This is a genomic window from Parvibaculum sp. (assembly GCF_030694575.1).
Taxonomy (GTDB): domain Bacteria; phylum Pseudomonadota; class Alphaproteobacteria; order Parvibaculales; family Parvibaculaceae; genus Parvibaculum.
This window is the reverse complement of the sequence record NZ_JAUYUS010000009.1, coordinates 1-14,943: the sequence shown is the minus strand read 5'-3', so window position 1 is coordinate 14,943 and position 14,943 is coordinate 1. Positions and strand designations below refer to the sequence as shown.

General features: G+C 64.4%; 17 protein-coding genes and 1 pseudogene. 14 read left to right on the top strand and 4 right to left on the bottom strand.

The window, feature by feature from the left end:
* Positions 1–109 precede the first annotated feature (109 nt).
* Complete coding sequence (locus Q8S60_RS01465; RefSeq protein WP_305278330.1) at positions 110–1,651, bottom strand: sigma-54 dependent transcriptional regulator; 1,542 nt, start codon at positions 1,649–1,651, stop codon at positions 110–112.
* Positions 1,652–2,016: 365 nt separating this feature from the next.
* Between Q8S60_RS01465 and Q8S60_RS01460 the strand changes: the two genes are divergently transcribed.
* The 12 genes from Q8S60_RS01460 (at position 2,017) to Q8S60_RS01405 (ending at position 12,309) form a co-directional block, all read left to right on the top strand.
* A complete protein-coding gene (locus tag Q8S60_RS01460; protein WP_305278329.1) occupies positions 2,017–2,856 on the top strand; it encodes an OmpA family protein in 840 nt (279 codons plus the stop codon).
* Positions 2,857–3,019: 163 nt separating this feature from the next.
* Complete coding sequence (locus tag Q8S60_RS01455; RefSeq protein ID WP_305278328.1) at positions 3,020–4,864, top strand: M3 family oligoendopeptidase; 1,845 nt, start codon at positions 3,020–3,022, stop codon at positions 4,862–4,864.
* Positions 4,861–6,246, top strand: coding sequence for an AarF/ABC1/UbiB kinase family protein (locus tag Q8S60_RS01450; RefSeq protein WP_305278327.1), 1,386 nt, complete (start codon positions 4,861–4,863; stop codon positions 6,244–6,246). Before Q8S60_RS01455 ends, Q8S60_RS01450 begins: the two co-directional genes overlap by 4 nt.
* A 41-nt stretch (positions 6,247–6,287) precedes the next feature.
* Positions 6,288–6,731, top strand: a complete 444-nt coding sequence (locus tag Q8S60_RS01445; RefSeq protein ID WP_305278326.1) for a PaaI family thioesterase — start codon at positions 6,288–6,290, stop codon at positions 6,729–6,731.
* Positions 6,728–7,696, top strand: coding sequence for an alpha/beta fold hydrolase (locus tag Q8S60_RS01440; protein ID WP_305278325.1), 969 nt, complete (start codon positions 6,728–6,730; stop codon positions 7,694–7,696). The genes Q8S60_RS01445 and Q8S60_RS01440 overlap by 4 nt, the downstream gene beginning before the upstream one ends.
* A gap of 151 nt (positions 7,697–7,847) precedes the next feature.
* On the top strand, positions 7,848–7,991 hold the full coding sequence (locus Q8S60_RS01435) for an aa3-type cytochrome c oxidase subunit IV (RefSeq protein WP_305278324.1): 144 nt from the start codon (positions 7,848–7,850) through the stop codon (positions 7,989–7,991).
* A gap of 129 nt (positions 7,992–8,120) precedes the next feature.
* Positions 8,121–9,254, top strand: a complete 1,134-nt coding sequence (locus Q8S60_RS01430; RefSeq protein WP_305278323.1) for a Re/Si-specific NAD(P)(+) transhydrogenase subunit alpha — start codon at positions 8,121–8,123, stop codon at positions 9,252–9,254.
* Positions 9,197–9,571, top strand: a complete 375-nt coding sequence (locus tag Q8S60_RS01425) for an NAD(P) transhydrogenase subunit alpha (RefSeq protein WP_370867314.1) — start codon at positions 9,197–9,199, stop codon at positions 9,569–9,571. The genes Q8S60_RS01430 and Q8S60_RS01425 overlap by 58 nt, the downstream gene beginning before the upstream one ends.
* A 13-nt stretch (positions 9,572–9,584) precedes the next feature.
* Positions 9,585–10,991 (top strand): NAD(P)(+) transhydrogenase (Re/Si-specific) subunit beta, encoded by a 1,407-nt coding sequence (locus Q8S60_RS01420; RefSeq protein WP_305326143.1) that lies wholly within the window; start codon positions 9,585–9,587, stop codon positions 10,989–10,991.
* 104 nt (positions 10,992–11,095) lie between these two features.
* Complete coding sequence (locus Q8S60_RS01415) at positions 11,096–11,473, top strand: DUF4345 family protein (RefSeq protein ID WP_305326142.1); 378 nt, start codon at positions 11,096–11,098, stop codon at positions 11,471–11,473.
* A gap of 4 nt (positions 11,474–11,477) precedes the next feature.
* On the top strand, positions 11,478–11,828 hold the full coding sequence (locus Q8S60_RS01410) for a DUF6614 family protein (RefSeq protein ID WP_305326141.1): 351 nt from the start codon (positions 11,478–11,480) through the stop codon (positions 11,826–11,828).
* A gap of 1 nt (position 11,829) precedes the next feature.
* The gene (locus tag Q8S60_RS01405; RefSeq protein WP_305326140.1) at positions 11,830–12,309 is read left to right on the top strand and encodes a GNAT family N-acetyltransferase; all 480 of its coding nucleotides are present in this window, start codon (positions 11,830–11,832) and stop codon (positions 12,307–12,309) included.
* 61 nt (positions 12,310–12,370) lie between these two features.
* Here the strand turns inward: Q8S60_RS01405 and rpsU are convergent, their stop codons facing one another.
* A complete protein-coding gene (gene rpsU / locus Q8S60_RS01400; protein ID WP_305326139.1) occupies positions 12,371–12,598 on the bottom strand; it encodes a 30S ribosomal protein S21 in 228 nt (75 codons plus the stop codon).
* 183 nt (positions 12,599–12,781) lie between these two features.
* Here rpsU and def point away from each other — a divergent pair, with 183 nt between their 5' ends.
* Positions 12,782–13,369 (top strand): peptide deformylase, encoded by a 588-nt coding sequence (def, locus tag Q8S60_RS01395; RefSeq protein ID WP_305326138.1) that lies wholly within the window; start codon positions 12,782–12,784, stop codon positions 13,367–13,369.
* Positions 13,362–14,057 (top strand): COQ9 family protein, encoded by a 696-nt coding sequence (locus Q8S60_RS01390; protein WP_305326137.1) that lies wholly within the window; start codon positions 13,362–13,364, stop codon positions 14,055–14,057. The genes def and Q8S60_RS01390 overlap by 8 nt, the downstream gene beginning before the upstream one ends.
* On the opposite strand, the gene Q8S60_RS01385 is transcribed toward Q8S60_RS01390, so the two are convergent.
* Positions 14,054–14,686 carry a PAS domain-containing protein gene (locus tag Q8S60_RS01385; protein ID WP_305326136.1) on the bottom strand — a complete coding sequence of 211 codons (633 nt, stop codon included), beginning with the start codon at positions 14,684–14,686 and terminating at the stop codon, positions 14,054–14,056. The genes Q8S60_RS01390 and Q8S60_RS01385 overlap by 4 nt on opposite strands.
* 92 nt (positions 14,687–14,778) lie before the next feature.
* Positions 14,779–14,943: pseudogene (locus Q8S60_RS01380) on the bottom strand (5-(carboxyamino)imidazole ribonucleotide synthase); the annotation flags it as partial.

The window sequence follows — 14,943 nt, the reverse complement described above, 5'->3', positions numbered from 1 at the left end:
CCCGGGACCGTTCCGGCGGGGCTTTATCCCCGGTTCGGGCCACCCAAAAGAGAAACGGCGCGGAGTGGGTTCCGCGCCGTTCCTGTCCAACGAAGAAGGGTGGGTCGTCTCAGTTCTCCCGCACCTCGAGGCCCATTTCGCGCACCTTGCGGTAGAGCGTCGAGCGGCCGATGCCGAGGCGGCGGGCGACTTCCGTCATGTGGCCCTTGTACTTGTCGATCGCGAGGCGGATCATTTCCGCTTCGATCTCTTCCAGCTTCCTGACATTGCCGGCCTCGTCCGTGATGGCGATGCCGTCGGAGAAGTTCGAGCGGGCGAAATCCGCCAGCGTGTGGTTCTGGGGTTGCGGCTGCGCCTGTTGCGGCAGGTAGACGGAGCCGGGTTCGGCCGCGCCGCCGGCCGCCGGATGGGACGTGTGCGGAGCATAGGCGGTTGCCGCGCGCGGCATCGCCGCTTCCTGGTAGCCGTCCACCATGCTCGCGATCTGCGGGAAGTCGGAGACCTGCAGCATCTCGTCGTCGCACAGCACGATGGCGCGGAAGACGGTGTTCTCGACCTGGCGCACATTGCCCGGCCAGTCATAGGCCCTGAGCATCGACAGCGCGTCGGACGAGATGCCGACGACGGGCTTTCCTTCTTCCGCCGCGAGACGGCGGATGAAATGCGCGACGAGTTCGGGGATGTCGTCCTTGCGCTCGCGCAGCGGCGGCACATGGATCGGGAAGACGTTGAGGCGGTAATAGAGGTCTTCGCGGAAGCGGCCCTCCTTCACCATCTGCAGCATGTCGCGGTTGGTCGCCGAGATGAGGCGGATATCGACCTTGACGGGTTTCTTGGAGCCGACGGGGTCGACCTCGCCCTGCTGCAGCGCGCGGAGCAGCTTCACCTGGATGTCGAGCGGCAGTTCGCCGATCTCGTCGAGGAAGAGCGTGCCGCCGGAGGCTTCCTGGAACTTGCCGGCATGTTTGTCCGAGGCGCCGGTGAAGGCGCCCTTCTCGTGGCCGAACAGGATACTCTCGACGAGGTTTTCCGGGATGGCGCCGCAGTTCACGGTGACGAAGGGCTTGCCGGCGCGGTCGCCCTCGCCCTGGATGGCGGCGGCGATCAGTTCCTTGCCGACGCCCGACTCGCCTTCGATCAGGATCGGGATGTTGGATTGCGCGGCGCGCTTGCCGAGCCGGATGACGGGGCCCATGGCGGCGCTCGGCGCGATGATGTCCGAGAAAGTGAGCTGGCCGGTCTTGCGTTTCTGGAGGCGGGAGAGTTCGCCTGTCAGGGCGTTCACCTTCAGGGCGTTGCGCATCGAGACGTGGAGGCGTTCGGGGCTTACCGGCTTCACGACGAAGTCCGACGCGCCCTCGCGCATCACGTTGACGACGGTTTCGATGCCGCCATGCGCGGTGAGGACGATCACGGGGAGATTCGGCTTGTTGGGGTGGACGCGCTTCAGGACCTCCATGCCGTCGACGCCGGGCATCACGAGGTCGAGAATCACCAGCGAGATTTCCGCGCCGCCCGGTCCTTCGAGATAGGCCAGCGCCGCCTCGCCGCCATCCACGGGGACAGCCCGGTAGCCGTCACGGTTAACGACCTCCTCCAGAATCCGCCGCTGGGCCGGATCGTCATCCACAATGAGAATGGCCTGGGTCATTCTGTTCCTCGGTAGCATAATGGCTGCGGACCGGGGATAAACCCCGCCTTTGCCTCATATTGGGCCGTATTGGTAAAGGGGCCCTTAATCCTTAGGCCGATAATCGCCGGTTAGTGGCACAAGCTGGGACAGTCGCTCAGGAGCCGCGATCGGCGCTCTTTCCGGCTTCCGGGGCGCCGATTCCGCGGGGCAACAGTGTTGCCGACATGTGACGCATGGCGCAGAACTTGTGTCTCTCCTCCAATACGGGTTGATGGTTTCTGCGGTTCCGTGCGATGAAATTAGGCTTATGAGGGCTTACCGGTGGGGTCCGGGCCACCCGTCGTATCGTCGGGGGGCAGAGCGAAATAACGACGGAGATTGGGATGAAAATGATATCCCGGCTTATAGCGTTGGGTTCTTTCCTTGTGCTGGCTGGTTGCGGCACGTGGACGGCGGAATCGTACCTGCATGAAGACATTCAGGGCGATACCTTCAATGCTTGCCTGGCTCGCGAATATCAGGACAGGGCGACTTCGGAAGCCTATGTCGATTGCAACTGGGTCGATACGGCCACGATCGTCGCCAAGGGCCGCGCCGCGGCTGCTGGCGAAACCGTTCTTCCTTTCGACCCCGCCACAAAAGGGGTTCTCTCGAGCGATCTGCCTGAATTGCAGGACGCCCGGTCCAAGCTCATGGCTGCACTGGACAATGGCGGCCGCACCGATCGCGGCTGCGAATGCGCCAAGGCGCAGCGTTACTACGACGGCTGGGTCGAACAGGCGAGCGACAACAAGCTCGGCGTGAACGGCTCCTATTTCGGCGGTGAAGGCGGCCCGGTACAGCCGGATCGCGTGGAAGCCGAGAAGGCCGCGTTCTACGAGGCTCTCACGGCTTGCGCCCTTCAGGCGCCGTCGGGTCCGTGGACCATCTACTTCGGTTTCGACAAGTACAACCTGACGCCGGAAGCGCAGTCGGTGATCGATCAGATCGTCGCTGAAACGACCGGTGCCCTGTCGGTTGTCGGTCACACCGATACGTCGGGCAGCAATGCCTACAACCAGGCACTCGGCCAGCGCCGTGCGGACTCCGTGTCCAACGCGCTGACGGCTCAGGGCAAGGAACTCTGCAGCGCGGTATCGCGTGGCGAGACCGAGCTTGCCGTTCAGACGGGTGACGGCGTGCGTGAGCCGCTCAACCGCCGTGCGGTTGTCGCGGGCTGCTGAAGCACCGACGAACCTAAGATCAAGGCTCCAGCCGCAAGGCTGGGGCCTTTTTCTTTTGTGGAGATTGCCGCAATTGTTAAGGCCAACTCCGCCCTTCCGTTGAATGACAGGGGTCCGCGCGCAATATAGGTTCGAGGCCCGCCTCTTCCGATGGAGTATCCCGATGTTGCGTCCAATCCCCCCTTTCGCTCCAGATTCGTCCGCTTCAGGCGCGAAGGCGGAGGAAAAGGCGCTTGGGAAGCTTCCGGTCTGGAATCTCGCCGATCTCTACGCAGCGCCCGAAGCGCCGGAGGTGAAGGCCGATCTCACCTGGGCGGCGGAGGCGGCCGCCGACTTCAACAAGCGATACAAGGGCCGTATCGGCAAGCTGGCCGCCGCGCCGGGCGGAGGCGCGGAGATAGCCGGCGCTCTCAGGAGCTTCGAGGAGATCGAGGACAGGCTCGGCCGCCTCATGTCCTATGCCGGGCTTCTCTATGCGCAGGACAACGTCAATCCCGCCAACGCCAAATTTTACGGCGACATGCAGGGGCGGATCACCACGATCTCCACCGATCTCCTTTTCCTCGCGCTCGAGCTGAACCGGATCGAGGACGATGTGCTGGCAAAGGCACTGGAGGATCCGGCGCTCGCGCATTACGCACCCTGGTTGCGCGATCTGCGCGCAATGCGGCCCTACCAGCTCTCCGACGAGCTCGAAACGCTGCTCCATGAAAAAAGCCTCACCGGTCATGCGGCGTGGAACCGCCTCTTCGACGAGACGATGGCGCGGCTTTCCTTCGAAGTGGACGGCGAGACGCTGACGGTCGAGGGCGCGCTGCATCTCCTCTCGGACAAGGATGCAGGGAAGCGCGAGACGGCCGCGCATGCGCTGGCTAAGACCTTCAAGGCAAACACGCCACTGTTCACGCTCATCACCAATACGCTGGCGAAGGACAAGGAGATCGAGGATCGCCTGCGCGGCTTCGAAGACATCGCGCAATCGCGGCACATCGCCAATCGCGTGGAGCCTGAAGTCGTGGAGGCGCTGGTGGATGCCGTGCGGCGGGCCTATCCCGATCTTTCGCATCGCTACTATGCGATGAAGGCGAAATGGCTCGGTCTCGACCGCCTCGAATATTGGGACCGCAATGCACCGCTGCCTCATTCCGACGACGCCGTGATTTCGTGGAACGAAGCGCGCGATACGGTGCTCGACGCCTATCGCGGCTTCACGCCGGCAATGGCGGAGATTGCCGGCCGCTTCTTCGACAAGGGGTGGATCGACGCGCCGATGCGCGCGGGCAAGGCGACCGGCGCCTTCGCCCATCCGACCGTGCCGAGCGCACATCCCTATGTGCTGGTCAATTACCAGGGCAAGACGCGCGACGTGATGACGCTTGCACATGAGCTCGGTCACGGCGTTCACCAGGTGCTCGCGGCGAAGCAAGGTCCGCTCATGGCCGATACGCCGCTGACGCTTGCCGAAACGGCGAGCGTCTTCGGCGAGATGCTCACCTTCCGCAGGCTCCTCGCCGGCGCGGAGACGAAGGAGCGCCGCAAGGCGATGCTCGCCTCCAAAGTCGAGGACATGCTGAATACGGTCGTGCGCCAGACGGCGTTCTACACGTTCGAGCGCCGCGTCCACACAGCGCGCCGGGAAGGCGAGCTGACGGCGGAGGATATCGGCCGCATCTGGCTCGACGTGCAGGGCGAGAGCCTCGGCCCCGCCATTCACCTCGGCGAGGGCTATGAAACATACTGGTGCTACATCTCGCACTTCATACATGCGCCCTTCTATGTCTATGCGTATGCCTTCGGCGATTGCCTCGTGAACTCGCTCTATGCGGTCTACGAACATGCGCAGGAAGGTTTCGCGGAGCGTTATTTCGAGATGCTTTCCGCCGGCGGTACGCTGCGCCACAAGGAACTGCTCGCGCCGTTCGGGCTCGATGCGAGCGATCCCGCCTTCTGGGACAAGGGCCTCTCCATGATCCGCGGCTTCATCGACGAGCTTGAGGCGATGGAATGAGCGAAGAGCCGCCGCGCGGCGATCCGCCGAAGACCCGCGACAGCGAGGCGAACCGTCTTGGCCGCCGGGTGCAGCGCTATGCGCAGGTCGGCGCGGGCGTCGGCGGCATCGCGGCCCGCATGGCGGGCGCGCGGCTTCTCGGTCTCGATCAGGCGGATGGCCGCACCGCGCGGGAGCTCAAATCGGCGCTGGGCGGCCTCAAGGGGCCGATCATGAAGGTCGCGCAGATGATCGCGACCATCCCGGAGGCCGTGCCCGCCGAGTTTGCCGCCGAACTTGCAGAGCTTCAGTCCGCCGCGCCGCCCATGGGCTGGCCCTTTGTCAAACGCCGGATGCGCGCCGAACTCGGGCCCGGCTGGGAGCAACGGTTCGGCACCTTCGAGAAGGAAGCCGCCGCCGCGGCCTCTCTCGGACAGGTACATCGAGCGACGACGGACGATGGCGAGAAACTTGCCGTCAAGCTTCAGTATCCCGACATGCAGTCGGCCGTCGATGCGGATCTGAAACAGCTCGGTCTCATCTTCTCCATCCATCGCCGGATGGACAGCGCCATCGACACGCGCGAAATGTACAAGGAAATCGGCGACCGGTTGCGCGAGGAACTCGATTACGAGCGCGAGGCCGCGCATATGCGTCTCTACGCCAATATCTTCGCCGGCGATCCGCGCATCGACGTGCCGGACGTCTACAGCCGGCTTTCGACGAAACGTCTCCTCACCATGAGCTGGCTCGAGGGCAAGCCGCTGCTCTCCTTCCGCGACCATCCGCTCGAAGACAGAAACCGCATCGCGGAGACCATGTTCGCCGCGTGGTGGATGCCGTTCAGCCATTACGGCGTCATTCACGGCGATCCGCATCTCGGCAATTACACGGTGCGACAGGATCTCGGCATCAATCTCCTCGATTATGGCTGCATCCGAATCTTCCCGCCGGCCTTCGTCGCGGGCGTGGTCGAGCTTTACCGCGCGCTCGAAACGGACGATCGCGACCGCGCCGCGGCGGCCTATGAGAATTGGGGCTTTCGCAATCTCTCGAATGAACTCATCGACGTCCTGAATGTCTGGGCCGGTTTCATCTATGCGCCGCTGCTCGATAACCGCGTGCGTTCCGTCGCCGACGGTATTCGCCCGGGCGAATATGGCCGCAAGGAAGCCTTCGGTGTCCACAAGCGTCTGCGCGAGCTCGGGCCCGTGACGCCGCCACGGGAATTCGTCTTCATGGATCGCGCGGCCGTCGGTCTCGGCTCGGTCTTTCTCCATCTCGGCGCAGAGCTTAATTTCCACAGGCTCTTCAACGAGACCATCGAGAACTTCGACGTTGCGAAGCTCGACAAGCGCCAGAGCGCCGCGCTAAAGAAGGCGGGCGTACCGCTCGCCGCCTGAGCGGTTCCCTTCCTTTCCGCGTTTAACGAAGGCTTCCGGCGATGACGGACGATCTCCTCGAGGAAAACACCATCGCGCTGCCCGAAGGCTATGTGAACCTCAACTGGTTCCACGGCTTCGGGCGCCAGATCGGTCCGCTCTATGAAAAGATCGAGGCCGATGGCCGCTATACGCGCGCCTTTCTCGTGCAGGAGTATCACACCAACGGCATGGGCAACTGCCATGGCGGCATGCTGATGGCCTTCGCGGACATGGCCTTCGGCCACGCGATTACCATGAGCACCCACCGCTATTGGGTGACGGTGCGCCTGCTGACGGATTTTCTGTCGGGCGCGAAGATCGGCGAATGGGTCGAGGGCACCGGCGAGGTCGTCGGCGCGGAGGATGATTTCTTCACCGTGCAGGGCCGGATCTGGTGCGGCGAGCGCACCATCATGTCGGGCACGGGCGTCTTCAAGGCGCTTGGCGAGAGGCCGCCCAAATGAGCGATTTCGCACTTGCGCCGGGCGACGAGGAAGGCCCGTCCATCGCGGTTCCGCCCGGCTGGTTCTCGCGCGCCATCGCCGTCGAGCCCGAGAGCCGTCATGTCGAGGTAGCGGGCACGAAGGTCCATTATCTCCGCTGGGGCGATCGCACCCGGCCGGGCCTGCTGCTGGTTCACGGCAATGGCGCGCATGCGCGCTGGTGGTCGTTCGTCGCGCCTTTTCTCGCACGCGAATATTCCGTGGCCGCCATCGACGTCACGGGCATGGGCGACAGCGGCTGGCGCGACAAATACACGATCGAGACCTTCGCCGAGGAACAGATCGCGGTTTGCGAGGATGCGGGATTTTTCGACGGCGAAGAGCCGCCGATCATCGTCGGCCATTCCTTCGGCGGCTTCATCACCATCCTGACGGGTGCGCTTTATGGCGACCGCCTCGCCGGAACCGTCATCGTCGACAGTCCGGTCAATCCGCCGGACCGGCCGGGCGGGCCGCCCAATCGCGAGTTCCGGCCGCACCGCATCTATCCGACGCTTGAAGAGGCGATGGGGCGCTTCCGTCTGGCGCCGCCGCAGCCCTGCGAAAACCGCTATATCGTCGACTACATCGCGCGCCACTCGCTGAAGGAAGTCGAGGGCGGCTGGACCTGGAAGTTCGATCCGGCCATCTGGCAGCGTTTCGATATCGGCGACATGAGCGCGCGGCTTGCCGCCACGCGGTGCCGTATCGCCATCATGCGGGGCGAGTTCTCCGTGCTGCTGCCGGCGGAGATCGGCGACTACATGTTCAGCCTGCTCGGCAGTTCCGCGCCCGTCATCGAGATCCCGCAGTCACGCCACCACGTCATGCTCGACCAGCCGCTGGCCTTCGTGGCGGCGCTCCGGGCGCTGCTGGCCGACTGGGACCATTCCGCGCCGTCGCGCAAGGCGGCAACGGGGCCGATCCCGTCGCCTTTCGGAGGCTGAGCCTTCGCGTCGCCTTGTACGAAATTGCACATGAGCTGCATGGATTTAGCGCAATGCCGCCGGTCGCGGTGCTTGCCGCGGACGGTTCGTTTGCTATAGTCCGCCTCGCTCAAATCGACGTTAACGAGCGGCATCAAGCGGGCGAGGTACCATGGCAGAGAAGCAAGACGGCTGGGGCGAAGAGATGGACGTTAAGTTGCACCTCGGCACCTATGACAGTTTCATCACGGCGAGCAAATGGGGCTCGGCCCTGATCGCGCTCACGCTGGTGCTGATGGCGATTTTCCTCCTTTAAGGCGAGTTGGGGCAGGGCAGGCTGGAATCAATGCTTGCTTTCAGTCTCTAACGCTTCATATAAGAATAATTCTTATTCGCACTTGGCGGCTGCGGTTTTCGCAGCCGCCCGGAAAACAGGCGACGGTCCATGAAACTTGCGATCCCCAAGGAACGGCTCGACGGCGAAACGCGTGTGGCGGCATCGCCCGAGACGGTGAAGAAGCTGACCGCGCTCGGCCTCGAGATCATCGTGGAATCGGGCGCCGGCGAGCATGCCTCCATCGCCGATGACGTCTACCGGGAAGCCGGTGCCGCCATCGCGTCGAGCGAAGCCGAGGCGCTCAAGGATGCGGACATCGTCTTCAAGGTGCGCGCCCCGTCGGATGAAGAGATCGGCATGATGAAGCGCGGCACGATGCTCGCCGCGATCCTCAGCCCGTGGGACGACAAGCCCCGCCTGAAGAAATATGCCGACGCGGGCATCAATGCCTTTGCGATGGAATTCATGCCGCGCATCACGCGCGCGCAGTCCATGGACGTGCTCTCCTCGCAGTCGAACCTCGCCGGCTACAAGGCGGTCATTAACGCGGCCGCGGCCTTCACCCGCGCCATGCCGATGATGATGACGGCGGCGGGCACCATCGCGCCCGCGCGCGTCTTCATCATGGGCGTCGGCGTCGCGGGCCTGCAGGCGATCGCGACGGCGAAGCGTCTCGGCGCCATCGTCTCGGCGACGGACGTGCGCTCCGCCACCAAGGAGCAGGTGCAGAGCCTCGGCGGCACTTTCATCATGGTCGAATCGGAAGAGAGCGGCGACGCCGCCGGCGGCTATGCCAAGGAAATGAGCGACGAGTACAAGCGCGCCCAGGCCGCTCTCGTCGCCGAACACATCAAGAAGCAGGACATCGTCATCACCACCGCGCTCATCCCGGGCCGTCCGGCGCCTGAGCTCGTAAGCGAAGAGATGGTGAAGACCATGAAGCCGGGTTCGATCCTTGTCGATCTCGCGGTCGAGCGGGGCGGCAACTGCCCGCTCTCCGAAGCCGGCAAGCGCGTCGTGAAGCACGGCATCACGATCATCGGCGACACCAATGTCGCCGGCCAGCTCACGGTCGATTCCTCCGCGCTCTACGCCAAGAACCTGCTCAACTTCATCACGCCCCTGATCGACAAGGAGACGAAAGCGCTCGCGATCAACTGGGAAGACGAAATCATCACGGGCACCTGCCTGACCCGGGACGGTCAGGTCGTGCATCCGTCACTTCGCGAGGGAGGCAACTGATGGAAGCGGCCGCAATCGATCCCTTCATCTTCCGGCTCGCGATCTTCGTGCTCGCGATCTTCGTCGGCTACTACGTGGTCTGGAGCGTGACACCCGCGCTCCACACGCCGCTCATGTCCGTCACCAATGCCATTTCGTCGGTCATCATCGTCGGCGCGCTCACCGCCGTCGGCCTCGATGTCGCGCTGGCGGGTGAGGGCGGCTGGCTCTCCAAGATTTTCGGCTTCGTCGCCGTGGTCCTTGCCGCCGTCAATATCTTCGGCGGCTTCCTGGTCACGCAGCGGATGCTGGCCATGTACAAGAAAAAGCAGCGCTGAGAGGGCCACGAACATGTCAGCCAACATAGCGGCCCTGCTGTACGTCGTTTCAGCGGTTCTTTTCATTCTCGCGCTGCGTGGCCTGTCCTCGCCCGAGACCTCCCGTCAGGGCAACACCTACGGCATGATCGGCATGACGATCGCGATCGTCACCACGCTCACCGTGCTGCAGGCGCAGAACACGCTGACATGGACGCTGATCGTCGTCGGTCTCGCCATCGGCGGTGGTATCGGTGCCGTCATTGCGCGCCGCATCGCCATGACGCAGATGCCGCAGCTCGTCGCGGCCTTCCATTCGCTGGTTGGTCTCGCGGCGGTCTTCGTCGCCTGGTCGGCGTTCCTCGCGCCCGAGGCCTATGGCATCGGCGCCTATCACGCCATCCACGGCGCGAACCTCATTGAAATGGGTCTCGGCGTCGCCATCGGCGCGATCACCTTCTCCGGTTCGCTCATCGCCTTCGCGAAGCTCAACGGCAACATGTCGGGCGCGCCGATCATGCTGCCCGGCCGTCATGTCATCAATGCGGCGCTCGCGCTCGCCATCGTCGGCGGCATCGGCTACATCGTCGCCGATCCGGCCAACCAGACGACCGAGCTTTTCCTCGCCATCACCATCCTCTCCTTCGTCATCGGTTTTCTGATCATCATCCCGATCGGCGGCGCCGACATGCCGGTGGTGGTGTCGATGCTGAACTCCTATTCGGGCTGGGCGGCGGCGGGCATCGGTTTCACGCTCGGCAATCTCGCGCTCATCGTCACCGGCGCGCTGGTCGGTTCGTCGGGCGCGATCCTCAGCTACATCATGTGCAAGGGCATGAACCGCTCCTTCATCAGAGTCATCCTCGGCGGTTTCGGCGCCGATACGTCGGCGGCGGGTGGCGGTGCGGTCGAGACGCGCCCCGTGAAGCAGGGCTCGGCGGACGACGCGGCCTTCATCATGAAGAATGCCGGCTCCGTCATCATCGTGCCGGGCTACGGTATGGCGGTCGCGCAGGCGCAGCACACGCTGCGTGAAATGGCGGATGTCCTGAAGGCCGAAGGGGTGAAGGTTTCCTACGCCATTCACCCGGTCGCGGGCCGCATGCCCGGGCACATGAACGTGCTTCTTGCCGAAGCGAGCGTGCCTTACGACGAAGTGTTCGAACTGGAAGACATCAACAATCAGTTCAGCCAGGCCGACGTCGCCTTCGTCATCGGCGCGAACGACGTCACCAATCCCTCGGCCAAGACCGACCCGCAAAGCCCGATCTACGGCATGCCGGTGCTCGATGTCGAAAAGGCGAAGACGGTTCTCTTCGTGAAGCGCGGCATGGGTTCGGGTTACGCGGGCGTCGAGAACGAGCTCTTCTTCCGCGACAACACGATGATGTTGTTCGGCGACGCGAAGAAGATGGTCGAGGAAATCGTCAAGAACCTCTGAGCCGAACCGCGCAAGGTTCCGGCTGGACGAAACAGGCGGGCGGTGCTCAAGATGGGCACCGCCCGTTTTCGTCCGGGGTGGGTATCAAGAGGGGAGAAACAAAAATGATCTGGATAGCTCGTATCGCTGCCGTGCTGGTGGGGCTCTTTTCGCTCGCGATGGGCGTAATGATGATTCTGTCGCCCGCTGAGACGGGTGAGGGGCTTGGCCTCGGGGCGCTTTCGCCCATCGGGCTCAATGCGCTTCGCGCCGATATCGGTGCTTTCTTTCTTGCCAGCGCGCTCGCGAGCGGATTGGCACTTTTCGGCGGCCGTCCGCACTGGCTGCTCGGGGCGGCGGCGCTCTACGGTCTCGCCTTTCTCGGCCGTCTTGTCGGCATTGCCGTCGATGGTGCGCCGGAAGGCATCGCAACGCCGCTCGTCGTCGAATTCACGATGGTGGTGCTTGCCGTCTTCGCCGCCAGGACCCTCAGCCGGAGCTGAATCCATGGACATCTATCACGGCTGGTGCGACCTGAAGCCCGGCGTCCGCGACATCGACTTCGCGGAGGCCTTCACGCGCTACATGGAGCTTCTGGAAGCCGAAGGCGTCATCGAGGGCTGGCGGCTCACCCGCAAGAAGCTCGGCCTCGCGCCATCGCATCTCGGCGAGTTTCACTTCATGATCGAAGTGACCGACATGACGCAGCTCGACAGCGCCTTCAACTGGGTCGCGACGCGCGCCGAGCCGGTCGAGGTCGAGCATCACGGCGTCAACTCGCTGGTCCGCAACATCCAGTTCGGCCTCTACCGCGACTTCCCGGATCCGGTGCGCGAGCGCGGAGAGGAACGCTTCTGACATGGCCGATGCCGTTGTGCGTCCCGCACGGGCCGAAGACAGGCCCATGCTTGTCCGCCTTATGGGCGTGCTCAACGATTTCGAGACGGAGATCGAGGATAACCGCGCGGATGCCTCCGCGGCCGCCGAGCATTTCGCCTGGGTCGAGGGCCAGATCGAGGCCCAGGGCGGCGTCATGCTGGTCGCCGAGGCGCAGGGCCGCGTCGCCGGGTTCATCTGCTACACCTTCGAGGAAGACCCCGGCGCCTTCGTGCGGCCCGAGCACCGCCGCCACGCGATGATCTGGGACATCAGCGTCGACGAGGCGGCGCGCGGGCAGGGCATAGGCCGCCTGCTGCTGGACGCGGCGGAGGCCCATGCCAAGGCCTCGGGCATCGGCGAAATCAGGCTCTATGTGCTGGAAGGCAATGCGCGCGCGCAGCGCATCTATCGGGAAGCCGGCTACCGCAACTATGAGCGGCTGATGTCGAAGCGGCTCTGATCCCAAAAACAAAAACGCCCCCGAAAACCGGAGGCGTTCCGTTCGGCTCCGAAGGGCCGGATTACTTCTTGACGGGGGCGGTCACGATGCCGGCTTCGCGCTGGGCGCGCTTGCGCGCGAGCTTGCGGGCGCGGCGGATCGCTTCGGCCTTCTCGCGGGCACGCTTCTCGGAGGGCTTCTCATAGAAGTTCCGGAGCTTCATTTCGCGGAACACGCCTTCGCGCTGAAGCTTCTTCTTCAGCGCCTTCATGGCCTGATCGACGTTGTTGTCGCGAACGAGTACCTGCACGAGCTGATCCTGTTTTCGATTCAATAGGTTAGCAGCGATGACCGGGTCCGGCCCCGCAAACGAGCCGCTTTCTAGCAAAGCTTGGGGGGATTGTCCACTGTCGAGCCCTGAAAAGCGCCTGAATCCGGCCCCTGCGGCTTGGTGGCCGTTGCCGGAACCGGCCCCCGGCCTCATATTCCTCGCATGGCCATACGCAAGATTGCCCGCATGGGCCACCCCGTCCTCCGGGGTGTCGCCAAGCCCGTTCCGGACCCGACCGCCCCGGAGGTGAAGGCGCTTGTCCGCGACATGATCGAAACCATGATCGACGCCAATGGCGCCGGGCTCGCGGCGCCGCAGGTCCATGAGCCGTGGCGGATCGTGGTCTTCCAGGCGCCGGAGAGCCGCCTGCCGGAAGGGATCGACGAAGCGGAGGCTTTCGACCGTACCGCCCCCCTCACCATCCTCATCAACCCCGAAATCGAGATCCTGACGGCGGAGATGGAGAAGGGCTGGGAGGGCTGTCTCTCCGTTCCCGGCCTCCGGGGCGCCGTGCCGCGGTATACCGAGCTTCTCTACCGGGGTTACGGGCCCGACGGTGCGCTGATCGAGCGCCGGGCGAAGGGCTTCCATGCCCGGGTCGTCCAGCATGAATGCGACCATCTCGACGGCATCCTCTATCCGCAGCGGATGGACGATCTCACCGAACTGATCTTCGAGACGGAAGCCCGCGCATGGCTCGCCGCGCGCGCGGAGGCCAGAGAGAGCGAAAAGGAGAAAGCCGATGCCTGAGACACGAAGCCCCGGGGCGAAGCGTCCCGGTACGGGCAAGCCGAAGACGGATCGTCTCGAAGCCGTGCGGGCGAAAATCCTCGGCCGTGCGCTGCCCAATGTCGCCTTCGACGGCTGGACGCCGCGGCTCCTGCGCGAGGCGGCGGACGCGGCGGGCGTCGCGCATGGCGAAATGCGTCTCGCCTTCCCGGACGGCGTCGTCGATCTCGTCGATTATTTCCTCGCCGATGGCGACCGCCGCATGGAAGAGGCGCTGGCGAAGGAAGACCTGGCCACGATGAAAATCCGGGAGCGGATCAAGCTCGCGGTCGTCACGCGCATCGAGGCCGATCTCGCGCATCGCGAGGCCATGCGCCGGGCCATCACGCTGCTGGCGCTGCCGACATCCGGCGCGCGCGGGCCCCGCGCGCTCTACCGCACGGTGGATGCGATCTGGCGCGCCGTCGGCGACACCTCCACCGATTTCAATTTCTACACCAAGCGGGCGACGCTCGCCGGCGTCTTCTCGTCGGTCACGCTCTACTGGTTCTCGGACGATTCCGAAGGCTTCGCGCGGACCTGGGAGTTTCTTGACCGCCGTATCGACGACATCATGCGGATCGAGAAGGCGAAGGCGGCGGCAAAGAATGTCGCCGCGAAACTCCCCGATCCCTTCGCGCTGCTCGGCAGATTGCGGTATCGCGGCTAGGCCGTTTCCGGCGTGCCATAGCCCACATCGATCCAGACGATTTCGTCGATGGATGTGGCGCAGATCGTGAGGTCGGCGGGGCGCTGATATTCCAGCGCTTCTTCCGGCGCGTGCACGGCGATGAGCCGGCAGGGCTGTCCCACGGGTGCGCGCAGCGGCAGATAGATGCTCTGCACATGCGACACGCGGCCCGAGCCGTAAACATTCATGTAGCGTGCGTGATAGCCGCAGGGACGCATGCCGATCTCGTGCATGTCGCGGGCAACCTGCCGGCGCGTCTCCGCCGAGAGGAGGTCGAGCATATTCGTGCCTGTCGGGTCGTGCGTCATGCGTTCGGCGACGCGCGTACCGACGAGACGAAAGATCATCTCGTCCGGGGAGTTCAGGCTTGCCATTGTCATGTCGGGAAGCCACTGCATCAGCGTCAGCGGGTCGAAGTCCGCGGCATCGGGCATGCCGTCGCGGCGCGGCAGGTCGTTCCAATAGGCAAAGAGATCGGTGAGTGCGGGCGGGCCAAAACGCGGCGAGGCGCTGGCACGTCCCGCGCTTGGCGCTGTTTCGTCCATGAAGCGCCGCAGTTTCGTTGCGGCGCCTTCGTCACGCTCGGCTACGGCCTGCTCTGCGGCCATGTCGATGCCCTTCTTGCGGTTCCGCCGCGCTTCATTCGATGCGCTTTCGGTCGGGGGCGTTTTGTCCCCCTGCCAGCTTGGAACCTCGAGAGTTAAGAAGGTGTAACCGGCGGCCTCTTGCCCAGCGGGTAAAGCCTTGTCGCATGGCCCATCTTGCGGCCGGGCCGGGCTTCCCGCTTGCCGTAGAGATGGATCGCGGTCTGCGGTTCGGCGGCGAGCCGCGCCCAGTCCGCCACCTCGTCGCCGATCAGGTTCGT